Source organism: Streptosporangium sp. G12 (genome assembly GCF_052983175.1).
Genome location: NZ_JBRIQO010000028.1, coordinates 122,186 through 143,012 on the forward strand (window position 1 = coordinate 122,186; position 20,827 = coordinate 143,012).

The window sequence follows — 20,827 nt, forward strand, 5'->3', positions numbered from 1 at the left end:
TCCGGCCGCTGCGGCCCCCGGCGGTCGCGGCCGCCGGGGGCGCGCGCGGAGTCCCGGATGCGCCCGTGCCTCCGTGACCCGCGCCCTTCGACCCGTGCCCTGCCGCGCCTTCAGGAGGTCAGCCCGGTGTGGTAGGCGAGGAAGGTGAGCTGGTCGGCGGCGAGCTCGACGGTCTTGCTCACCGCGCGGGCCCCGTGACCGGCCTCCGCCTCGTTGCGGAGCAGGATCGGCCGATCCGAGGCCTGGGCGTGCTGCAGGGCGGCGCACATCTTCCAGGCGTGCAGCGGGTGGACCCGGGTGTCGGACTGGAAGACGGTGAACAGCGTCGCCGGATAGGACACGCCCTCCCGCACGTGGTGGTAGGGAGAGTAGGAGTGCAGCCAGGCGAACTCGTCGGGCTTCTCGGCGGAGCCGTACTCGACGTTCCACGTCGCGCCCAGGCCGAACAGCTCGTAGCGGATCATGTCGAGCAGCGGCGCCGAGCAGACCACCGCGGCGTACAGTTCGGGGCGCTGGGTCAGGGCCGCGCCGACCAGCAGGCCGCCGTTGGAGCCGCCCGAGATGGCCAGCTGCGAGGACGTGGTCACGCCGGTGGCGATGAGGTGCTCGGCCGCCGCGTGCAGGTCGTCGAAGACGTTCTGCTTGTGGGAGAGCATCCCTGCCCGGTGCCACTCCTCGCCCTGCTCGCCGCCGCCGCGCAGCTGGGCGATGGCGTACGTGCCGCCCGCCTCGACCCAGCTCAGGATGGACGCGGAGTAACCGGGGGTCATCGAGATGCCGAAGCCGCCGTAGCCGTACAGGACGGTGGGGCGCGGGCCCTCGGCGCCGGGAAGGGAGATCACCAGCATGTGGACCTCGCTGCCGTCGACCGAGCGGTAGGTCACCTGCTCGGTGTCGACGGCGGGCACCTCGACGGCGCCGGGGGAGGCGGCCCAGAGCGTCGTCTCGCCGGTGCGGGCGTCGTAGCGCTGGATGCTCGGCGGCGTGGTGTTGTCGGTGTAGCCGAACCAGGCCTCGTGGCCGCCCTCGGGACGCTCGCTGATGCCGCCGATGGTGCCCAGCCCCGGGGTCGGCACCTCGCCGACGCGCTCGCCGGTGACCAGGTCGTGCACCGAGATCTCGCTGATCGCGTGGCGGGTCCAGCCGACGAGCATGACCGGCCGGTCGAGGCCGTCGAGGATCGCGAAGTCCGTCAGCACGGCCTCGTGGTCCTGCGGGATCAGGTCGCGCCAGTTCTCGAACCGCGGGTCGGACGGGTCGGTCACGCAGACGCGGGCACGCGGGGCCTCCCGGTCGGTGAAGACGTACAGGCGGCCGTCACGGCCGAAGTGCAGGGCGCTCTGGGCGTCGACGCCCTCCTGGACGACGACCAGTTCGGGCGAGGAGTGGGAGGACGCCTGGAGGTCCGCCACCCACAGGTCGTTGCGCGGCGCCGTACCCCTGGAGGCGGAGATCTGCAGCCAGCGGCCGTCGAGGGAGACCGCCACACCGTAGTAGTTGGTCTTCTCCAGGCCCTCGCCGAAGATCAGGACGTCCTCCTCGGTGGAGGTGCCGACCCTGTGCAGGTAGACCCGGCGGTGGTACTGCTCCTCACCCTCGGGCACCTCGGTGGCGGGCAGCCTGCGCACGTAGTAAAAAGCCTCGCCGCCGGGCAGCCACGCCACGGGGGAGTAGCGGCAGCGGTCGATCGGCCCCTCGATCCGGTCGCCGTACGCGACGTCCATCAGGTAGAGGCTCGACTCCTCGTCACCGCCCACCGAGACCTGGTAGGCGAGCAGGCGGCCCTCCTTGTCGGGCTGCCAGGAGTCGAGGGTGGTCAACCCGGTCGGGTCCAGCGCCATCGGGTCGAGCAGCGCCCGCTCGGCGCCGCCGGGGTCCACGGTGTAGAGCACGGCGTGCTCCTGCCCGGGGGTGCGCCGCATGAAGAACCGCCGCTCCCCACGCCACGTCGGCGCGCCGATCGACCCCGAGCCGAGCAGCTCCGCGATCCGGGCCTTGAAGCCCTCACGTCCGGGAAGGGCGTCCAGCCCGGTCTCCAGCAGTCTCTCCTGCCCCACCAGCCAGTCCTTCGTCGCCGGGTCGTCCGGGTCCTCAAGCCATCGGTAGGGGTCGGGAACAGGCACACCGTGGAGCTCCTCGACGAGCTCGAGACGGCTGGCTGGAGGGTATGGCTGTCGCGTCATGGCTGGAACCCTACGACGTCAGGACCACGGGACGGGCTCATTGCGCGGGGGGCGTATCTGATCTGCGGCGGGAGGAGTTAAGAACTGGTAATGCGGGCATAAAACGTATCAGGTGTCTCTCCAGTCATTTATGGGTGGCGAGAACTACGTTGCAGCAGCCAAACTTGGTGAAGGACGGTGCCGTGGTGAGCATCCGCTGGGCCGTCCGGCGGAGGTCCTCGTGACGGAAGCGCCCGGGCCCCAGGAGGGGCCGCCAGCCGGGGCACGCATCGGCGTGCCCCCCCGATTGACGTGTCGTGCGGCGGGAGAGGCTCGCTGATGCGCCAGGTCCTGCTCTTGAACGCCACCTACGAACCCCTGACCACGCTCTCCCTGCACCGGGCCGTCGTGCTCGTGCTCAGGGAGAAGGCGGACGTCGTGCACCGTGACGGGCGGGGCGCCGTGTTCCGCTCGGCGAGCCGCACGCTCGACGTCCCCTCGGTGATCAGGCTTCGGAGATATGTCCGGATCCCCTACCGGTCGCGGATCCCGCTGACCCGAACCGCGCTGATGCGCCGGGACGACTACCGGTGCGCCTACTGCGGCCAGCGGGCCGAGACCATCGACCATGTCATCCCGCGCTCGCGAGGCGGCCCCCACACGTGGGAGAACTGCGTCGCGTCGTGCACGACGTGCAACCACCGCAAGGCCGACCGCATGCTGGAGGAACTGGGGTGGACGCTCAACGTCGCCCCGGTGGTGCCACGCGGCGTCCACTGGCGGTTGATCGGCGCGCACATCGTCGGCGACCCCCAGTGGGCGCCCTACCTCGCGGAGAGCGCGGCCTGAGGGCCGGGATCCGATGACGGGGCCCGCCGTGGCCGCCTTCCCGAAGGCGGCCGCGGCGGCCGCGGACGCCTGCCATGCCCGCGCGCCAGGCCGTATCCGCTGGCGCGGAAGATCCACGATCGGCACAATCACCTCATGACATGGATCTTCACCTCCGATGTCGAGGCGTACACGGGCGTGGCGGAGCCGTGGCTGCTGCGGGACCCGGTTCGCAACACCGTCCCCCTCACGGTCCTGCGTGCCGTACGCAACGGCCTGTGGGGCGACGACCCGCTGCTGGGGCGGCTGGAGCGCGACGGCGAGGTCGTGGCGACGGCGATCCAGACGCCCCCCCACTTCCTCCTGCTCCCGGAGATCCCCGCGGACGTCGTGCCCGAGCTGGCCACCCACCTGATCGAGGCGGAGAGGGCGATCTCCGGTGTGAGCGGGCCGCTCCCGCTGGCCGAGGCGTTCGCCGCCTCCTGGTGGCGGCCCGAGGCGGGGCGCCGCGCCGAACGCCTCTACCGGCTCGACGCGCTCGTCTCCCCGGAACCCCTCCCGGACGGGGCCTCCCGCGTCGCCGGCCCCGCCGATCTCGATCTCCTGGTCCGGTGGGGCGAGGAGTTTCAGGCCGAGGCGGAAGGCATCGCCTACCTCGACCTGACCGCGCTGGTGGCCAGCCGGATCGCCAGGCGGGAGCTCATCGTGTGGGAGGCGGGCGGGCGACCCGTCGCGTTCGCCGGGGCCTCCGTGCCCCTCGGCGGGATGTCCCGGGTCGGCCCGGTCTACACGCCCCCGGAGTTTCGCGGGAAGGGCTACGGCACCGCGATCTCGCACGCGGTGAGCGCCAAGGTGAGTGCCGAGGGCGCCACCGAGGTGCTGCTCTTCACCGACCTGTCCAATCCCACGTCCAACTCGATCTACCAGGCGATCGGCTACCGGCCGGTCAGCGACTACGCCTCCATCACCTTCGCGTGAGCGATCCGGGCAACCTGGGTAACCTTGGGGTCATGCCCCGATACGACTTCCGCTGCCGCGCCTGCGGGTCCACCTTCGAGATCTCCCGCCCGATGGCCCGCTCCGGTGAGCCCGCGCTCTGCCCCGACGGCCACGACGACACCGTCAAACTGCTCTCCACGGTCGCCGTGACCGGCGGCTCCGCGGGCTCCGCCGCCGCGCCCCGGCCCTCCGGCGGTGGCGGCGGGTGTTGCGGGGGCGGCTGCTGCGGCTAGGCACCGCCGTCGGCGGAGCCCCGGCCCGGAACCGTCGCGGCAGGGGCTCCCCGCCGGGATCCGCCACCCGGGTCGGCTCGCACCGCCGGGTGACAGATCGGATGAACACGGCCGCTCCGGGCCTGCTCCGTGACCGGCCTCGTGCGACCGGTCAGGCGGCGCGCTTGCCCTGGAAGGGCAGGAACGCCTCGGCCCGGTGCGGGCGGGCCGGCATGAAGGTGGGCTCGGTGGCGATGATCCGGTCGAACCTGAACGCCCGGATCGCGCCGCGCAGGCGGCACATCCCGACGAGATACCAGTATTCGCGGTGGACCATGCAGGTCACCGGGTCGACGTCGCGGACGGTGACCCGCCCGGAGACGTCCTGGTAGTGGAGGCGGATGACGAGGCCTGAGGTGATGGCGGTGGCGATCGTGCGGGCTCGGTCGGCGGTCGGGGCGGACATCGGCTCGGTGAGGGTCGCCAGGGTGGTGGCGACGATGTCGTCGTCGAGCTCCATCTGCTCGAAGGCGTGGCGCAGGCCGCTGCGGGCGGCGTTGGCCTGCGGACCCGACCCCAGATGCGCCATCGACAGGGCGAGGGCGGCGATCTCGGCGGTCGTCAGCGGGGCGGTGAGCTTCATGACATCAGCCATACCCTGATAATACGTCCGAGCACCGACATTTTTTCGAACTTCCTGTCGGGTAAGGCATCTCTACCCGACAGGAAGCCCAGGTCAGCGGGACAGCTGTGACAGGTCGCGCGAGGCGCCGGTCGAGGCGGAGGTGGTGAGCGCGGCGTACGCCTGGAGCGCGGCGCTCACCTGGCGCTGGCGGTCGCGCGGCCGGTAGCCGCCCAGGTCGGCCAGCAGCCTCTCGCGGCGGGCGGCCAGCTCCTCCTCGGCGACCTTCAGCTCGATCGAACGGCCGGGGATGTCGATCGCGACGAGGTCGCCGTCCTCGACGAGGGCGATGATGCCGCCCTCGGCCGCCTCGGGGGAGGCGTGGCCGATGGACAGCCCGCTCGTGCCGCCGGAGAAGCGGCCGTCGGTGACCAGCGCGCAGTCCTTGCCCAGCCCCTTGCCCTTGAGGAACGAGGTGGGGTAGAGCATCTCCTGCATGCCGGGCCCGCCCTTCGGCCCCTCGTAGCGGATCACCACGACGTCGCCGGCCTTGACCCTGTTGTTCAGGATGCCCTCGACCGCGTCGTCCTGCGACTCGAAGACCACGGCCGGGCCCTCGAACCTCCAGATCGACTCGTCGACCCCGGCGGTCTTGACGATGCAGCCCTCGGTGGCGATGTTGCCGTACAGGACGGCCAGGCCGCCGTCGCGGGTGTAGGCGTGCTCGGAGTCGCGGACGCAGCCCTCGGCGCGGTCGAGGTCCAGCTCCTCCCACCGGGCGCCCTGGGAGAAGGGCTTGACGGTGCGGACGTTGCCGGGGGCCGCGTGCCACAGCTCCAGCGCCTCGGGCAGCACCTGCGGCGACCGGGGGTCCCAGCCGTCGAGGTAGTCGCCCAGGGTGCCGCCGTTGACGGTGTACGCGTCGCGGTGGAGCAGGCCCGCCCGGTCGAGCTCGCCGAGGATCGCCGGGATGCCGCCCGCGCGGTGCACGTCCTCGACGTGGTACTTCGCCGTGGCGGGGGCGACCTTGCACAGGCAGGGCACCCGCAGCGAGATCTCGTTGATCTCCTTCAGCCCGAAGTCGACCCGGGCCTCGCGGGCCGCGGCCAGGATGTGCAGGATCGTGTTGGTCGAGCCGCCCATCGCCACGTCCAGCGCCATGGCGTTCTCGAACGCGTCCTTGGTCGCGATGGCGCGCGGCAGGACCGTCTCGTCGTCCTGCTCGTAGTGGCGGCGGGTGATCTCCACCAGCTGGCGGCCGGCGTCCTCGAACAGCTTCCTGCGCGCCTTGTGGGTGGCCAGGATCGTGCCGTTGCCCGGCAGTGCGAGGCCGATGGCCTCGGCGAGGCAGTTCATCGAGTTGGCGGTGAACATCCCGCTGCACGAACCGCAGGTCGGGCAGGCGTTCTCCTCCATCTCCAGCAGTTCGGCGTCGGAGACGGCGTCGTTGGCGGCGGCGATCATCGGGTCGATCAGGTCGAGCTTGCCGTTGGGGGTCTTGCCCGCCTCCATCGGCCCGCCGGAGACGAAGACCGTGGGGATGTTGAGCCTGAAGGCGGCGAGCAGCATGCCCGGGGTGATCTTGTCGCAGTTGGAGATGCAGATCAGGGCGTCGGCGCAGTGCGCGTTGACCATGTACTCGACCGCGTCCGCGATCAGCTCCCGGCTGGGCAGCGAGTAGAGCATGCCGCCGTGGCCCATCGCGATGCCGTCGTCGACCGCGATCGTGTTGAACTCGCGCGGGATCGCGCCCGCCTCGCGGATCGCGCCCGCGACGACGTCGCCGACCTCGCGGAGGTGGACGTGCCCGGGGACGAACTGGGTGAAGCTGTTGGCCACGGCGATGATCGGTTTCCCGAAGTCCTCGCCTGCTACGCCCGTCGCCCGGAGCAGGGCCCGGGCCCCGGCCATGTTCCTGCCGTGAGTGACCGTACGAGACCTGAGGGCGGGCATGAGGCTTCTCCCATCATCGAAACCGTGTCTACAAATGGTACGGCTATCGCCCGGTGCATGAGACGCCTGTCCACGCCGCGAGACGTCCGGCCGGTGACCACGGGTTCCGCCGACACCGCACGAGCATGATCGACGTACGAGACGGGGCGGGCGGGGCCGGGGGCGGCGAGGCGCCGCGCTGGTGTCCGGGACGGTTCCGGAACGCCGACGGGGTGCGGGGTGGGCATCGGGGCGGCGGCCGGTGGGCCCGACAGGCCCAGGGTGTTCCCCGACACTACCGAAGGTCTCCGCGCCCGGCGAACCCGGGACGAGCGACGCCCGCGCCGAAGGGGCCCCGGTCACCCGCCGCACACCGCGACGCCCACGCGGGAGGGGACGGGCTCCGGCGTGCCCGCGGGCACGGGAAGCCCGCGGGGGCGGCGGAGGGAGGGGAGACGGGAGTCGCCTGGCCGGGGCGCCGTGGCGGGGCGGACTCCCGTCGGTCCCGACGGGGGAGGCGCGGTCGATGGTCGAGAACGGGCTCGCGGGACGGCCTGGATCAGTTCTCCGGATAGCGCGCGGGCAGAACCTGCTTGGCGGCCTCGAAGATCCTGTCGATCTCGGCGTCGGTGAGTGAGCGTTCCCGCTTGGTGATCCATTTACGGACACGACTGCCGTCGAACACGTCGACCTCGCGGACGTTGAGGACCTTCCAGGGGATGGCCGGGCCGTAGATCGCCAGGGACGGCACGATCGTGACCTCGCGGCCCAGCTCGGCGCCGATCAGCTCTCCGGCCTGGGAGGCCTCCCAGCGGGCCTCGTCGAGGCGGGGCTTCTGGCTGAACGGGCCGTGGAACAGCTTGCGGTGCGACTGGACGCGGACCGGCAGGCGCTTGTCCCACTTCTCGGAGTCGACCGCGTAGACGCCGGTGGGGCCCACGACCAGATGGTCGATCTGGGCCTCGCTGCCGGGGATCGCGCGGGCGTGCAGGGTGCGGTAGCCCCCGCGCTCCAGCCGTTTCAGCTGCATCTCCGTGCGCCGCTCCGCGACCGAGGCGCGCCGCCAGGCGGGCACCGACGAGTTGGAGCGGGCGCGAAGCACCGTGTCGACGATCGCGGCCACCACGGCGGCGCTGAGGCCCAGCGGCCAGCTGGCCAGCAGGACGCCCGCGAGCACGCCCACGCCGATCGAGATGATCACACGTCGGCGCAGGTGGCGGTACTTCGGGTGGTCGAGCAGGCTGCGCAGCGAGGCGCGCTCGACAGGTGCGTACGTAGACGCTGGCGCGGCGGGTCGAGACGTCGGCCGGTCCTCGGCCTGTCGGTCGCTGACCCAAATCGGTGACGTAGTGTTACCGTCTTCTGGTACCTGACCGGAATCCACGTAACTCACGGTAGCTGACGTCCTCGGGGGTGCCTAGTATTGCGTATCTCATACTTTTGTGACCGCCGTCATCCGCTTGGCACTGCTATGAACCGGGTACCTTAGGAACTTTTCGCTCCGGATGACCGCCTGCCGCGTGGGGCGTGACCCACGTTCATGATCTTAACCCTCCCGAGCGGGCGGCGGCGGCCGCGCGGCGCGGGGAGACCTCACCCGACGGCACGCCGATCTCCGTGTCGTCGCAGATCGAGGCCGCCCGCGGGGGTTCGCGGGGCGAGCGCGGACCCGCCGTCCGGCGGCCCTCGACGGGGGGGTCGGCGCCGGGTTACTTTTGAGGTGTGGACAGCGCGATCGAGGTCTTCGGCTTTCTCGTCGGAGTCTCCGGCGGCCTGTTCCTGCTCATCGCCCTGCTCGTGACGATGCCCGGCAGGCTGCGTGACAAGGCCGCGAGGAGCACCTCGGCGGGTGCGGTCTGGCTGGGTGGTCCGCTCGGCAGCGAGCGGGGGATCGCCGGCTCCGTCCTCGTGCTGACCGGGCGGCGACCCGCCGGGTCCCCGGAGCCGGAGGCCGACTGGGTCGCGCTCGCGGAGACCTCCGAGCCCGGACGGCACACCGGCGGGGCGTCGGCGACCTGGTGAACCGGCCGATCGGTGAATCACCGGACTGGCGAAGGCGAGGTGACGGAGATGCTCACCCTGACCCCGACACAGGGGGACGACGTCCGCGGGGCCCTGCGCACCGCGGAGCGGAGTACCGGGCTGCGTTTCGCCGCCTACCTCGGGCCGGCGATCGGGCCGCGCCGCCACTTCTCCGAACGGCTGCACGCCGCGCTGGGCGCAGACGCGGACCGAGCCGTGCTCGTCTTCGTGGACCAGCGGGGGAGGGCACTGGAGATCGTCACGGGTTCGCTGGCCAGGGAGTGGCTGCCCGACGCCGAGTGCCGGGTGGCCGCGACGTCGATGGCCGCGGTGCTCGGCCTGGGCGATCTGGTGGGCGGGCTGGTCACCGGGGTCCTGCTGCTCGCGGACCAGGCGTCGCGGCGCAGGTGACCCCGCGGCCCCGCCAAGTAGATGATCTTTAGGGCGGTCCGTTCGGGCGGAGCAAGGATGATTTTCCCGGATAATCGGCTCGTGCTGAGGATCATGTGGGACGCGCTGCCGGGTCGCTCTCGCAGGAGGTCCGCGGCGGAACGGGAACCGGACAGGATCCTCGACTACGTCCAGGCGACCCTCGCGGACGCCCGCAGGAAGGTCCGCAGGGAGGACGAGACGGCGGCCATCCTGCTGTTCACGACGGGGGCCGCCGCCGGTGCCGTCGCCGTCGGGCTGCTGAACGGCCACTGGAGGCCCGGCGAACTGTCCAGCAGGATCGAGTGGCTCTGGTGGACGAGCATGTTCTTCTGGCTGATGGGAATGCTCGTGCTCGCCGGAGCCCTCTACCGCCGTACCGCCGGGCTCGCGGGCAGGGCCCTGGAGCGGCGCCGCTTCTACCCCGGGGGATTCGCCGACGACCCGCCGCCGGCACCGGACCCCCGCCTGGGGTACCGGGTGGGACCGCCTCCGGGCGGCCGCGACGGCGAGGCCAGGGTCGACCTCGCCGTCCTGGAGATCAGGAGGCTCAACGCCGTCGGGGACGCCAAACAGCGTTACATCCGCCGGAGCGTCCTGCTCATGACGTTCTCCGTCACCTGCTGCGCGCTGTCGCTGCTCATCGACAGCTCGCTCTGAGCCTCTGAGCCTCGGGGCCGGGTCCGGCCGATCAGGACTGGAGGAGCTTCACCAGGTACGTGCTGATGTCCGTCAGCAGCGTCGAGGGTGCCACCGGGACGCCCGCCACGGCGGAGAACAGGGCGGGCAACCCCGGCAGCGGGAAGCCGTCGTCCTCGGACGCCTCGCCGCCCACGCCGTTCTTGGCCAGCGCGGTCCGGCTGCGCTCCCACGCCTCGGTGACCTCCTCGGGGGAGGGCACGCCGAACCCGTGGCCCACCGGGGCCGCGTGGCGCAATCGCACCAGCGGGGTGTCGGCGAAGGCCAGGGCCACCCGGGAACGCAGCATGAGGTCGTCGCGGTGCTCCGGGTCCACCCAGTCCATCGCGGTGCAGGGGTTGCGGCAGTCGGCGACGCAGGTGGCCAGCGCCCCGGCCACCTGGCTGTGCTGGCGGTCGAAGTAGGCGCGCCACCCCTCGGCCGGCTCCCCGGCCACCCGCAGGGTCCGGTTCACGGCCGACTGCTCGGCCCTCGTGTGGTCGCAGTCGCGGTCGCCGATCACCCCGAACCTGCTGCCCGGCGCGGTGAGGCCCTCCGGCCAGCGCGCCGGGTCTCCGGCGCTGCCGAGCACCGGCTCGAAGGCGAGCAGCGGGAGGTACTCGCTGGCGATGTGCAGGGCGGCGACCATGGGACTCAGTTCGCGGCGGTGCCACCTGACCGCGATGACCTCCAGCAGCAGCCCGTACGCGGGCCGCAGCGACTCCAGCGCGCCTCGCGGCTGCTCGCGGGGCGTCTGCGGCATCGTGCAGGCCCGCGCCCGCCGCCGTAGATCGCTCGGCACGGCCCGCGCCTCGGCGGCGAAGTCCTCCGCGTCGAGCGAGAGCAGCCGCTGGCCGAACTCGCACGCCGCCTCGATGTTGCCGGCGTCCTTCACGACGCCCGAGGCGAGGGCCCCGACGTCACCGAAGGCGTATCTGCGGGCCAGGGAGACGAGCAGGTCACGCGCCGATTCCACGTGATTACCCTCTCACGACCCACGAACGACAGAAATGTTGCCCAGGCAAAATGACACGCGGGGCGCCTCCCCGCTTGGTGACTATTTCTACCAGTATTTTCCGGGAATCGGCCAAGGCTTCGCCCCGGGCCCCCGCAAGGCCGGTCCGGCTTCTTCGCGACCGGGACCGGCCTCGCGGGGGTGCGCAGGCCTCAGGCCGCCGAGGCGTCCTTGGCCTGGGCGCGCAGGGCACGGCCGATGCTGTCGGCACCTTCGAGCAGCAGGCGCTTGAGGGCGTGCGGCGGCTGGGTGGACGAGATGAGGTCCTGGGTCCTGGCGACCGTCTCGGAGGAGATGTTCAGCGCCGGGTAGCAGCCGTTCGCGAAGTTCTGGGCACTGTCGGAGCTCCAGGACGACCAGATCCTGCCGATCTCCTCGAAGTACTTCGCCCCGTACGGCTCCAGCAGGTCCGGGTGGCGCGGGTCCATGAAACCGGCGATCGTCGAGCGGAGCAGCGCGCCGCTCAGCCTGCCCTCGGTGATCGCGGCCCAGGCGTTCGCCTTGCCCTGGGCCGTGGGGATCCCGGCGCGGCAGAGCGCGGCGGAGCGCTCGCCGGTCGCGGTGGCGTCGCGCAGCAGCTCCTGGGCGATGTCCTCCTCGCCGAGCAGGCCGCCGGAGACCAGGGCGCCGGTCAGCGTCCAGCGCAGGTCGGTGTCGACGGTGAGGCCTTCGAGCACCGTCTCGCCGTCCAGCAGCCCCTTCAGGAACGCCAGGTCCTCGGTGGAGGCGGCCACGGCCGCCAGCGCGTTCAGGTAGGCCAGCTGGTGGTCGGAGCCGGGCGCGGCCGCGGTGACCAGGCCGCGCAGCGCGGAGGCCAGCCGGGCCAGGCCCTGGGCGCGCCAGGCGGGGTCGGCGTACTGCTGGACGGCCAGCCGGGCCTGGCGGAGCACGGTCTGGGCGACCGTGATGTCGGTGACCGACTCGATGTTGGAGACGACCAGGGTGAGGTAGTCGCGGGTGGACATCTCGGCGTCGCGGGTCATGTCCCAGGCGGCCGACCAGCACAGCGCGCGGGGCAGGGACTCGGTGAACCTGCCGATGCCGCCCTCCGTCACGGTCCGCAACGACCGCTCGTCGAGCCTGACCTTGGCGTACGTCAGGTCGTCGTCGTTGATCAGGACCAGGTCCGGCTGGACCTCGCCGACGAGCTCGGAAACCGCGGTGCGCGCGCCGACGACGTCCAGCTCGACCCGCTTGACGCGGACCAGCTCGCCGTCCCGCAGGGAGTACAGGCCGATGGCGACGCGGTGCGAGCGCAGCGTCGGGTAGTCGGCCGGGGCCTCCTGGAGCACGTCGAACTCCAGGAAACGGCCCTCGGAGTCGACGGTGAACGACGGGCGCAGCGTGTTGACCCAGGAGGTCTCCAGCCACTCCTTCGACCAGGACGACAGGTCGCGTCCCGAGGTGCGCTCCAGCGCGCCGAGCAGGTCCGCGAGCGTGGTGTTGCCCCAGGCGTGCTCGTTGAAGTAGTCGCGGACCCCGGCCAGGAAGTTGTCCAGCCCCACGTAGGCGACGAGCTGCTTGAGGACCGAGGCGCCCTTGGCGTACGTGATCCCGTCGAAGTTGACCTCGACCGCGTGCATGTCGACGATGTCGGCGGCGATCGGGTGGGTCGAGGGCAGCTGGTCCTGGCGGTAGGCCCAGGCCTTCTCGACGTTGGCGAAGGTCGTCCACGCGCCCTGGCCCCAGCGGGTGGCCTCGGCCTGGCAGAGCACCGAGGCGTAGGTGGCGAACGACTCGTTCAGCCACAGGTCGTCCCACCAGCGCATGGTGACCAGGTCGCCGAACCACATGTGCGCCATCTCGTGCAGGATCGTCTCGGCGCGGCGCTCGATCACCGCGTCCGTGACGCGCGAGCGGAAGACGTAGTCCTCCAGGAAGGTCACGCAGCCCGCGTTCTCCATCGCCCCGGCGTTGAACTCGGGCACGAAGAGCTGGTCGTACTTCCCGAACGGGTAGCGGACGCCGAAGACCTTGTGGAAGAAGTCGAAGCCCTGCCTGGTCACCTCGAAGAGGTTGTCCGCGTCGAGGTGCTCGGCGAGCGAGGCCCGGCAGTACAGGCCCAGCGGGATGCCGTCGTGCTCGGAGGTCACCTTGTGGTACGGCCCGGCGCACAGCGCGGTGATGTAGGTCGACATCACCGGGGAGGGCGGGAAGTGCCAGCGCTTGGCCGCCTGGAGCGCGCCGTGCTTGCCGCGGTGCTCCGGCAGCTCCTCGGCCGCGTCGGGCGCCGCGTTGGAGATGACCTCCCAGTGGGACGGCGCGAGCACCGTCAGCTCGAAGGAGGCCTTGAGGTCGGGCTGGTCGAAACACGCGTACATCCGGTGCGCGTCGGCCGTCTCGAACTGGCTGTGCAGGTAGACGCTCTTGTCGACCGGATCGACGAAGCGGTGCAGGCCCTCGCCGGTTCGGCTGTAGGAGCAGTCGGCGTCCACCTGCAGCTCGTTGGTCTCGGCCAGGCCCGGCAGCGGCAGCCGCCCGGCCTCCGGGTCGTAGCCGCTCACGTCCAGCTCGACGCCGTTGAGGACGGCCTTGCGCACCTTGGCGCCGGCCAGATCGACGAACGTCTCCGCACCCGGCCGGGTGCTGGTGAAGCGAACCGTGGTGACGCTCTCGAAGCGCTCCTCACCCTCGGTCAGGTCGAGCTCCACCGCATAGGACTGCACGCTGAGCAGCCGTGCGCGCTCGCGCGCCTCGTCACGGGTCAGATTGCCTGCCACTACCGCTCCCTCTTCACAACTTCCCCCGCTCCATTGCTAAGGGGTGACTGAATCCTGCCACGTAAGGGCGCGGACCGTCGCTTCGCATCAGCCTGCGGACTGATACCCGGATTCGAGAATAAAGAGGCATGTCAAGGTATTAATAAGCCTGCGGAATAGGGGACTCCACCGTCCGGGTTGTCGCTACCGAAGCACCCTCACGAGCAGGAAGCCGAAGAAAATGACTGAGCGCACTCCCGTGGATCTCTGGTTCGACCCCTTCTGTCCGTTCGCCTGGATGACCTCCCGCTGGTTGCTGGAGGTGGAGAAGGTGCGCTCGATCGAGCCGCGCTGGCACATCATGAGCCTCAACGTGCTGAACGAGGACAAGGAGGTCCCCGACAGCTACCGCGAGATGATCGCCAGGGCCATCGGGCCGGTCCGGGTGGTCGCCGCCGTGCAGGAGAAGTACGACTCCGAGACGGTCGGCCGCCTTTACACCGAGCTCGGCACCCGTTTCCACAACCAGGGCAGGCTCCAGGAGCTCGACACGCTCCGCGAGACCGTCGAGGAGGCCCTGGAGGCCGCGGAGCTGGACCGCGCGTTCGCCGACGCGATGGACTCCACGGAGTTCGACGAGGTGGTGCGCGCCTCGCACAACGACGGCATCGACCGGGTCGGCCAGGAGGTCGGCACCCCCGTGATCTCCGTCGACGGTGTCGCCTTCTTCGGCCCGGTCATCTCACCGGCCCCCAAGGGCGAGGAGGCGGGCAAACTCTGGGACGGCGTGCGCCTGGTGGCGGGCACCGACGGTTTCTTCGAGCTCAAGCGCTCCAGGACCCGGCAGCCGATCTTCGACTGATCCGCTCCTCCCGCCGCCCGCGCGCCCGCGGCCGGCGGCCCGGCCGGTCGCCGAGCCCCGTACGACCCCGCTGTGCTCCCGTACAACGATGATCGTTGTACGGGAGCCGCGCCCGGTTCGCCCTCGCATAACAACGGCACGCACGCCAGGATGAGGGACATGCGTCACCTTTATCTGAACGGAGCCTGGCAGTCGTCCGCGTCGGCCGAGAGCATCGACGTGATCAATCCCGCGACCGAGGAGCTGATCGACAGGGTTCCCGCGGGGGCGCCCGCCGACGTCGAGGCCGCCGTGGCCGCCGCACGCGGGGCCTTCCCCTCCTGGTCGGCGACGGCCCCCGCCGAGCGAGGCGCGATCCTCGCCGCGGCCGCGGACCTGATACGAGAGCGCTCCGACCAGATAGCCAGGATCATCGCCACGGACATGGGCGCCCCGTACGGCCTGGCGATGAGGGTGCAGACGCTGATGCCGGCCGGGGTGCTGGCCTTGTACGCCCAGCTGGCCGGGACCTACGACTTCGAGGGCGGGCAGGTCGGCAACTCCCGCGTCTTCAGGGAGCCGGTCGGGGTGGTCGCCGCCATCACCCCCTGGAACTACCCGCTCCACCAGGTCGTCTGCAAGGTGGGCGCCGCGCTCGCCGCGGGCTGCACGGTCGTGCTGAAGCCCAGCGAGGTGGCGCCGCTGGCGGCCTTCGCGCTCGCCGGGATCTTCGACGAGGTCGGGCTGCCCGCCGGGGTCTTCAACATGGTCAGCGGCTACGGCCCGGTGGTGGGCGAGGCCCTGGCCACCCATCCCGAGGTGGACATGGTGTCGTTCACCGGCTCCACCCGGGCCGGGCGCCGGGTGGCCGCGCTCGCGGCCGAGACGATCAAGCGGGTGGCCCTGGAACTCGGCGGCAAGTCCGCCAGCCTGGTCCTGCCGGACGCCGACCTGGAGACGGCCGTCAAGGCGACGGTGGCCAACGCCTTCATCAACTCCGGCCAGACCTGTTCGGCATGGACCCGCATGATCGTCCATCGCGACCGGTACGACGAGGCCGTCCGCCTCGCCGTCGAGGCCACGGGGAGATACACCGTCGGCGACCCCTTCGACGAGGGGACCAGGCTCGGCCCCCTCGTGTCCGCGGCCCAGCGCGACCGGGTCGTCCGCTACATCAACCGGGGTCAGGAGGAAGGCGCCCGGCTGGTCGCCGGAGGCACCGACCGGCCCCTGTCGCGCGGCTTCTACGTCGAGCCCACGGTGTTCGCCGGGGTGGAACCGGGGATGGTGATCGAGCAGGAGGAGATCTTCGGCCCGGTCCTCACGATCATCCCCTACCTCCGGGGTGAGGACGAGGCGGTCGCCATCGCCAACGGCACGCCGTACGGCCTGGCGGGCGCGGTGTGGGCGGGCAGCGAGCAGCGCGCGGTCGCGGTCGCCCGGCGGCTGCGCACCGGCCAGGTGGCGGTCAACGGCGGCCAGTTCAACCCGCGGGCGCCCTTCGGCGGCTACAAGCAGTCGGGCCTCGGCCGCGAGCTGGGCGAGTTCGGGCTCGAGGAGTATCTGGAGATCAAAGCCGTCCAGCTCTGACGACCACCGCGGGGGCCGCTTCGGCGGTCACCGGGATCAGGGGGCCTGGAGCAGGACCTTCCTGGCGGCGTCCCTGGCCAGCCTGTCCACGTAGAGCCTGCCGTCGAGGTGGTCGGTCTCGTGCTGGAAGCAGCGCGCCAGCATGCCGCGGGCCCTGATCCGGATCGGCCGTCCCAGCCGGTCCAGGCCGCTCACGGTGACCCCCGCGGCCCGGGGCGTCCTGGCGTAGATCGGGGTGCCGGTCCCGCGGTCGGGGACGGACAGGCAGCCCTCCTCGTCGTGGACCTCGGTGTCGTCGTCCACGGTCAGCTCCGGGTTGATCACGTGGCCCTTGCGGTTGCTGCAGTCGTAGACGAAGATCCGCTTCGACACGCCGATCTGCGGACCGGCCAGGCCGACGCCCTGCGCGGCGTACATCACGGCGAACATCTCGTCGATCATGCGCCGCAGGTCGCGGTCGAAGTCGATGATCGGCTCGGCGGGCGTGCGCAGGACAGGGTCACCGACCACTCGGATGTCACGCATGCGGGGGCTCTCTCTGTAAGGGTTCCATAAGCGTTATGGCTATTACTCTATCCGGGGGCCGGGTGGAGCCGCCCGCGTACACCTGCGAAACTGTGCGGGTGCGCGTCTACATCGGTGCCGACCATGCCGGCTATGAGCTCAAGAACCACGTCGTCTCCTGGCTGAAGGAGCACGGCCACGAGGTCGAGGACTGCGGTCCCTTCGTCTACGACGCGGAGGACGACTACCCGCCGTTCGTGCTGCGCGCGGCCGAGGGCGTCGTGAAGGACCCGGGCAGCCTGGGCGTCGTCATCGGCGGCTCGGGCAACGGCGAGCAGATCGCGGCCAACAAGGTGCGCGGCGTCCGCGCCGCCCTGGCCTGGAGCGAGGAGACCGCCAGGCTCGCCCGCGAGCACAACAACGCCAACGTCGTCAGCGTCGGCTCGCGGATGCACGAGCCGGAGGAGGCGATCCGGTTCGTCGAGATCTTCCTCGGCACCTCCTACTCCGGGGCCGAGCGGCACAACCGCAGGATCGCGCAGCTCACCTCGTACGAGACCATCGGCCAGCTCCCGCCGCTGCCGTAGCCCTCAGGGGCCCTCGGCGACCCTCGGGGGCCCTCAGCCGTAAACCTTCCTCAGCGGTGGCGCTCGCGGGGCGGAACCTCCCCGCGCGGCGGCTCCCTGCGTGCCCCGTGGCGCGCCGGCTCCTTGCGGGGCGTCTCGTCGCGCAGGGGGCGGCGGTCCGCGGCCTCCTGCTGCTCCCGTGACGGGCGTGAGACGTCTCGCGCCCGCATCGCGGTGATCGCGTTGATCTGCAAGCTCTGCAGTGCCATGCCGGCCACCATAACCCGCTCCGGCCCGCCCCGGCCCGAACGGCTCCGGACCGGCTCCGGCCTGAACGGTCCCGGCCTGAACGGCTCCGGCCGCCCGGAGTGGCCGTGGCGACCGTCGCCGTCGCCGTCGCCGGAAGAGGCGTCAGAACGTCCGAGGGCCGGAAGAGTCGTCAGAAGACCAGCCCGCCCCAGGGGGCGGGACCCCACGACATGGCGGTGGACAGCTCCCGCAGGGCCCCCGCGCGCGACTCGCGTACCACCCCCGCCGCCAGCAGCGCCGCCAGCGGTCGCCCTCCCAGGTAGGCGGCGCCCAGCACGGAGACGGGCAGGGTCAGGTCGGCGGGGTCGTCGGAGGGCGCGCAGCGGGCGCCGGAGGTGTCGGCCGTCAGCCGCCAGCGGCGCGCGTTCCACGGGCACACGGTGTCCTCGACCTCCATCACCACGTCCACCGGCGCGCTGTAGCGGCGGGCGGGAAGGGCCCGCTCGACGTCCACCACGCGGACCCACAGGTCGTCCAGCCAGAGCGCGTGGAGCTGGCGCGGCTCGGCGAGCAGATGGATCAGCGGGTCGTCCGAGGGCCTGCTCTGGGCGAGGACGTGCGAGACCAGGTCGCGGTCCAGGACGTGCCGCCAGAGCAGCGCGTAGGCGGCGGGGTCGAGACCGAACAGCTCCTTGAGCCGCAGCTCGCCGGCGGGAAGGTCGTGGTCGTCGAAGGAGCCCTTGATCCGGAAGAGCGCGTAACCGCGCGGGCCGCCGTCGTCCTCGGCGACCACGGCGCGCAGCGGACCGGCGCCGCCCTGGTCGGACTCCTGGTCGGTCAGCACCGTGTCCCAGCGGGCGGGCGTGCGGGCGTACAGTCCCGGACGCTGCTCGAACGCCGACTCGTAGATCTTCTCGAACGTGGACCTGGCCTCCGCGGGCCTGACGACGCGCAGCCGCAGGGCGGGATCGGCCGGGGCCTGCCGGGTGAAGGCCGCGTTCGCCGTGGGGATCCGGAAGACCACGCAGTCCGAGGCCCTGCCGTAGCCGTAGCGACCGTAGATCGCGGCCTCGGCCGCGTAGAGCGCGGCGACGGCCTCGCCCCGCTCGTGGAGGTCGGACAGCTGGCGGGTCATCAGCGAGGAGAGGATGCCCCGGCGGCGGTGCGAGGGCAGCACGCCGACCGCGGTGACGCCGCCGACCGGGATCGGCCCGCCGGGCACGGTCATGCTGAAGCTGTACACCGCGGTGGTGCCCACGAGCAGGTCGCCGTCGAACACGCCGAGCGAGCGGTCGAACTCGATGTTGCGCTTGAAGATCTCCTGCCGGTGCTCCGGGGTGGCGGCGCCGAACGCCTCCTCGTCCACGGTGTTCCAAGCGGACCATTCGGCTTCGCTGATCGGACGTAGGCTGAGAGTCATCTTCCGAACGGTAGTAGGGGACAAACGGTTCCGGCCATCTAATATCCCTGCTTAATGATCAAGGCGTTGGTCAAGTGGGCTGCCCAAAGGGAGGGCGGCCAGATACAGTCGAGCGCATCATGAGTTCCCGTCCGGTGCCGCTGCTCCCTCCGGCGCTCCGCGCGTTCCTGGTCCGCGTCCCTCTTCTCGTTCCCGTCGTGCGCTTCCTGCGGCGCGGCCCCCTGGCGCGCGACCGGAACCTGCTCATCACCCTGACCCTGTTGACCCTGCTGATCGGCGGGCTGGCCGCCAGGGTGTCCATGGAGTGGTTCTCCCCGGCGCTCATGATCCCGGTCACCCTCGTGGCGGGGCTCCAGCTGAGGCTGAACAGTCTCGTCAAGCTGCTGTTCGCGGTCGCGGTCTCCCTGGTCTACGTGGCCGTGGTGCGCGGGGTGGGACACATCGGTCCCGGCCTGCTGGTCACCTTCGGCTTCACCGCGGTGCTGGCCGCGCTGATGGCCCGCACCCGGGGCAAGCTCGGTGTGCAGGGTCTGCGTGGCGACGTGATGTTGCTGGAGTTGCGCGACCGTCTCAAGAGCCAGAGCGACCTGCCCCCGCTGCCCAAGGGGTGGGGCTCCAAGGTGGTTCTCAAGCAGGCAGGAGGCTCCTCCTTCGGCGGCGACTTCCTGGTCTCCATGCGCGAGGACGACACGCTGGAGCTCGCCCTGGTCGACGTGTCGGGCAAGGGCGTCGACGCGGGCACCCGGGCGCTGCTGCTGTCGGGCACCTTCGGCGGGCTGCTCGGCTCGGTCACCGACTTCCTGCCCGCCTGCAACACCTACCTGCACCGCCAGCGCGAGGCCGAGGGCTTCGTCACGGCGGTCCATCTCCGGCTCGACCTCGTGACGGGCGAGTACGTCATCACCTCGGCCGGTCACCCCCCGGTGGTCAAGTTCGAGTCGGGCACCGGGACGTGGCGGGTCTCCGCGGCCAAGGGGGTCGTCCTCGGTGTCGTGCCCGACCTGCACTGCGAGGCCGACCGGGGGATGCTGCGCAAGGGCGACGCCCTCATGCTCTACACCGACGGCCTGATCGAGCAGCCGGGGCGCGACATCGACGCCGGTCTCGACCGCCTGCTGGGAGAGGCCGAGCGCCTGGTGCCCTCGGGGTTCCGTGACGGTGCCCGCAACCTGGTGGCCTCCATGTCGTCGGGCCACAACGACGACTGCGCCCTCATCCTCATCTGGCGCCCCTGAACGGCTTCCGAGAACGGCTCCGGGATGCGGCTTCCGGGGATTCGGGAGGAGGGCTCAGAGCCACCCGGAGTCGCCGGCGATGCGTACGGCGTCGAGACGGTTGCGTGCCTGGGTCTTGCACATGATCCGCGACAGGTGGTTGCGGACCGTTCCCACGGAGAGGAACAGCTGGTCGGCGATCTCGCCGGACCTGGCCCCCTGCGCGACCAGCCGGAGCACGTCGAGCTCCCTGCGGGTCAGAGGGTTCTCCGCCGACCTCAGGGCCGCCACCGCGAGCTCGGAGTCGACCGCCCGCCGGCCGGCCGCCACCTGGCGGACGCCGTGGGCCAGCTGCTCGGGGCCGACCTCCAGGCTCATGAACCCGAGCGCGTGGGCGGCGAAGGCCCGGCGGACCTGGCCGGGGCTGGGGTCGCGCGACAGCAGGAGGACCCGGCAGCCGGGAGCCTCCTCGTGCAGCCGGAGCGCGGTGGTGAGACCGTCGACGTCCGGCAGGTCGAGATCGATGACCGCCGTCTCCGGCGCGTGCCGCAGCACGGCGGGAAGCACGTCCTCCCCGGCGGCCACGTCGGCCACCACCTTCATGTCGTTCTCATTCTGCAGCGTCGCCACCAGCCCGCGCCGGACCAGGGGAAGATGTTCGGCAACCAGGATCCCGATCAAAACGCTCCTCTCTCCCGCCTCACCTTCATCAAAGAGTGTTCGTGTGATCGCTGAATGTCAACGGAGTGTGTCCAATCGGCAAAGAGTCCCGAAAGACCCGGCCGGGAGAGCGGCCGGGAACGCCGCTTTTCGCGGCGGCGTGGGGGCCGGATACTTGGGCTAAC

Annotated in this window: 20 protein-coding genes; 10 read left to right on the forward strand and 10 right to left on the reverse strand. The window is 71.3% G+C overall.

The features are described 5' to 3' along the window. Window positions 1–110: 110 nt before the first annotated feature. The gene (locus ACVCAG_RS35920) at window positions 111–2,183 is read right to left on the reverse strand and encodes a prolyl oligopeptidase family serine peptidase (RefSeq protein ID WP_447191204.1); all 2,073 of its coding nucleotides are present in this window, start codon (window positions 2,181–2,183) and stop codon (window positions 111–113) included. Between the two features lie 318 nt (window positions 2,184–2,501). On the opposite strand from ACVCAG_RS35920, the gene ACVCAG_RS35925 reads away from it, so the two are divergent. The 3 genes from ACVCAG_RS35925 (at window position 2,502) to ACVCAG_RS35935 (ending at window position 4,222) form a co-directional block, all read left to right on the forward strand. Then, window positions 2,502–3,011 carry an HNH endonuclease gene (locus ACVCAG_RS35925; protein ID WP_329084484.1) on the forward strand — a complete coding sequence of 170 codons (510 nt, stop codon included), beginning with the start codon at window positions 2,502–2,504 and terminating at the stop codon, window positions 3,009–3,011. A 135-nt stretch (window positions 3,012–3,146) separates the two neighbouring features. Further along, window positions 3,147–3,968 (forward strand): GNAT family N-acetyltransferase, encoded by an 822-nt coding sequence (locus ACVCAG_RS35930; protein ID WP_440081266.1) that lies wholly within the window; start codon window positions 3,147–3,149, stop codon window positions 3,966–3,968. Between the two features lie 32 nt (window positions 3,969–4,000). Continuing rightward, a complete protein-coding gene (locus tag ACVCAG_RS35935) occupies window positions 4,001–4,222 on the forward strand; it encodes an FmdB family zinc ribbon protein (protein ID WP_440081265.1) in 222 nt (73 codons plus the stop codon). 151 nt (window positions 4,223–4,373) lie between these two features. Here the strand turns inward: ACVCAG_RS35935 and ACVCAG_RS35940 are convergent, their stop codons facing one another. The 3 genes from ACVCAG_RS35940 to ACVCAG_RS35950 all read right to left on the reverse strand — a co-directional run bounded on the left by ACVCAG_RS35940 (window position 4,374) and on the right by ACVCAG_RS35950 (window position 7,956). Then, complete coding sequence (locus tag ACVCAG_RS35940) at window positions 4,374–4,856, reverse strand: helix-turn-helix transcriptional regulator (RefSeq protein WP_386161303.1); 483 nt, start codon at window positions 4,854–4,856, stop codon at window positions 4,374–4,376. An 81-nt stretch (window positions 4,857–4,937) separates the two neighbouring features. Then, window positions 4,938–6,776, reverse strand: a complete 1,839-nt coding sequence (gene ilvD / locus ACVCAG_RS35945; protein WP_440081264.1) for a dihydroxy-acid dehydratase — start codon at window positions 6,774–6,776, stop codon at window positions 4,938–4,940. A 538-nt stretch (window positions 6,777–7,314) separates the two neighbouring features. Further along, window positions 7,315–7,956, reverse strand: a complete 642-nt coding sequence (locus ACVCAG_RS35950) for an NERD domain-containing protein (RefSeq protein ID WP_440081263.1) — start codon at window positions 7,954–7,956, stop codon at window positions 7,315–7,317. A 521-nt stretch (window positions 7,957–8,477) separates the two neighbouring features. Between ACVCAG_RS35950 and ACVCAG_RS35955 the strand changes: the two genes are divergently transcribed. From ACVCAG_RS35955 to ACVCAG_RS35965, 3 genes are all read left to right on the forward strand, one after another. Next, window positions 8,478–8,777 carry a hypothetical protein gene (locus ACVCAG_RS35955; RefSeq protein WP_440081262.1) on the forward strand — a complete coding sequence of 100 codons (300 nt, stop codon included), beginning with the start codon at window positions 8,478–8,480 and terminating at the stop codon, window positions 8,775–8,777. Window positions 8,778–8,825: 48 nt separating this feature from the next. Continuing rightward, the gene (locus ACVCAG_RS35960; protein ID WP_440081261.1) at window positions 8,826–9,188 is read left to right on the forward strand and encodes a DUF5130 family protein; all 363 of its coding nucleotides are present in this window, start codon (window positions 8,826–8,828) and stop codon (window positions 9,186–9,188) included. Window positions 9,189–9,269: 81 nt separating this feature from the next. Further along, window positions 9,270–9,866: a hypothetical protein gene (locus ACVCAG_RS35965; RefSeq protein WP_440081260.1), complete on the forward strand. Its 597-nt coding sequence runs from the start codon at window positions 9,270–9,272 to the stop codon at window positions 9,864–9,866. Between the two features lie 31 nt (window positions 9,867–9,897). Here ACVCAG_RS35965 and ACVCAG_RS35970 read toward each other — a convergent pair whose 3' ends face one another. Both ACVCAG_RS35970 and pepN read right to left on the reverse strand, forming a co-directional pair. Beyond that, window positions 9,898–10,860, reverse strand: a complete 963-nt coding sequence (locus ACVCAG_RS35970) for a hypothetical protein (protein WP_440081259.1) — start codon at window positions 10,858–10,860, stop codon at window positions 9,898–9,900. A 191-nt stretch (window positions 10,861–11,051) separates the two neighbouring features. After that, window positions 11,052–13,619 (reverse strand): aminopeptidase N, encoded by a 2,568-nt coding sequence (gene pepN / locus ACVCAG_RS35975; RefSeq protein ID WP_440081258.1) that lies wholly within the window; start codon window positions 13,617–13,619, stop codon window positions 11,052–11,054. A 220-nt stretch (window positions 13,620–13,839) separates the two neighbouring features. Between pepN and ACVCAG_RS35980 the strand changes: the two genes are divergently transcribed. Both ACVCAG_RS35980 and ACVCAG_RS35985 read left to right on the forward strand, forming a co-directional pair. Next, window positions 13,840–14,460: a mycothiol-dependent nitroreductase Rv2466c family protein gene (locus ACVCAG_RS35980; protein WP_440081257.1), complete on the forward strand. Its 621-nt coding sequence runs from the start codon at window positions 13,840–13,842 to the stop codon at window positions 14,458–14,460. A gap of 159 nt (window positions 14,461–14,619) precedes the next feature. Beyond that, window positions 14,620–16,029, forward strand: a complete 1,410-nt coding sequence (locus ACVCAG_RS35985; protein ID WP_440081256.1) for an aldehyde dehydrogenase family protein — start codon at window positions 14,620–14,622, stop codon at window positions 16,027–16,029. Window positions 16,030–16,065: 36 nt separating this feature from the next. On the opposite strand, the gene def is transcribed toward ACVCAG_RS35985, so the two are convergent. Beyond that, the gene (gene def, locus ACVCAG_RS35990; protein ID WP_440081255.1) at window positions 16,066–16,554 is read right to left on the reverse strand and encodes a peptide deformylase; all 489 of its coding nucleotides are present in this window, start codon (window positions 16,552–16,554) and stop codon (window positions 16,066–16,068) included. A 98-nt stretch (window positions 16,555–16,652) separates the two neighbouring features. Between def and ACVCAG_RS35995 the strand changes: the two genes are divergently transcribed. Next, the gene (locus ACVCAG_RS35995) at window positions 16,653–17,120 is read left to right on the forward strand and encodes a ribose-5-phosphate isomerase (RefSeq protein ID WP_440081254.1); all 468 of its coding nucleotides are present in this window, start codon (window positions 16,653–16,655) and stop codon (window positions 17,118–17,120) included. 50 nt (window positions 17,121–17,170) lie between these two features. On the opposite strand, the gene ACVCAG_RS36000 is transcribed toward ACVCAG_RS35995, so the two are convergent. Together ACVCAG_RS36000 and ACVCAG_RS36005 are read right to left on the reverse strand one after the other, a co-directional pair. Further along, window positions 17,171–17,368, reverse strand: coding sequence for a hypothetical protein (locus ACVCAG_RS36000; protein ID WP_440081253.1), 198 nt, complete (start codon window positions 17,366–17,368; stop codon window positions 17,171–17,173). Between the two features lie 170 nt (window positions 17,369–17,538). Further along, on the reverse strand, window positions 17,539–18,768 hold the full coding sequence (locus ACVCAG_RS36005; protein WP_440081252.1) for a GNAT family N-acetyltransferase: 1,230 nt from the start codon (window positions 18,766–18,768) through the stop codon (window positions 17,539–17,541). Between the two features lie 119 nt (window positions 18,769–18,887). Between ACVCAG_RS36005 and ACVCAG_RS36010 the strand changes: the two genes are divergently transcribed. Further along, the gene (locus tag ACVCAG_RS36010; protein WP_440081251.1) at window positions 18,888–20,003 is read left to right on the forward strand and encodes a SpoIIE family protein phosphatase; all 1,116 of its coding nucleotides are present in this window, start codon (window positions 18,888–18,890) and stop codon (window positions 20,001–20,003) included. Between the two features lie 54 nt (window positions 20,004–20,057). On the opposite strand, the gene ACVCAG_RS36015 is transcribed toward ACVCAG_RS36010, so the two are convergent. Further along, entirely contained in the window at window positions 20,058–20,663 is a 606-nt protein-coding gene (locus ACVCAG_RS36015) for a response regulator transcription factor (RefSeq protein WP_440081250.1), read from the reverse strand. Window positions 20,664–20,827: the final 164 nt, after the last annotated feature.

Coding starts and splice junctions, on each gene's coding strand:
- ACVCAG_RS35925 (WP_329084484.1), top strand. CDS start 2,502: ATGCGCCAGGTCCTGCTCTTGAACGCCACCTACGAACCCCTGACCACG.
- ACVCAG_RS35940 (WP_386161303.1), bottom strand. CDS start 4,856: ATGGCTGATGTCATGAAGCTCACCGCCCCGCTGACGACCGCCGAGATC.
- def (WP_440081255.1), bottom strand. CDS start 16,554: ATGCGTGACATCCGAGTGGTCGGTGACCCTGTCCTGCGCACGCCCGCC.
- ACVCAG_RS36000 (WP_440081253.1), bottom strand. CDS start 17,368: ATGGCACTGCAGAGCTTGCAGATCAACGCGATCACCGCGATGCGGGCG.
- ACVCAG_RS35985 (WP_440081256.1), top strand. CDS start 14,620: ATGCGTCACCTTTATCTGAACGGAGCCTGGCAGTCGTCCGCGTCGGCC.
- ACVCAG_RS35960 (WP_440081261.1), top strand. CDS start 8,826: ATGCTCACCCTGACCCCGACACAGGGGGACGACGTCCGCGGGGCCCTG.
- ACVCAG_RS36010 (WP_440081251.1), top strand. CDS start 18,888: ATGAGTTCCCGTCCGGTGCCGCTGCTCCCTCCGGCGCTCCGCGCGTTC.
- ACVCAG_RS35920 (WP_447191204.1), bottom strand. CDS start 2,183: ATGACGCGACAGCCATACCCTCCAGCCAGCCGTCTCGAGCTCGTCGAG.
- ACVCAG_RS35930 (WP_440081266.1), top strand. CDS start 3,147: ATGACATGGATCTTCACCTCCGATGTCGAGGCGTACACGGGCGTGGCG.
- ACVCAG_RS35935 (WP_440081265.1), top strand. CDS start 4,001: ATGCCCCGATACGACTTCCGCTGCCGCGCCTGCGGGTCCACCTTCGAG.
- ACVCAG_RS35980 (WP_440081257.1), top strand. CDS start 13,840: ATGACTGAGCGCACTCCCGTGGATCTCTGGTTCGACCCCTTCTGTCCG.
- ilvD (WP_440081264.1), bottom strand. CDS start 6,776: ATGCCCGCCCTCAGGTCTCGTACGGTCACTCACGGCAGGAACATGGCC.
- ACVCAG_RS36005 (WP_440081252.1), bottom strand. CDS start 18,768: ATGACTCTCAGCCTACGTCCGATCAGCGAAGCCGAATGGTCCGCTTGG.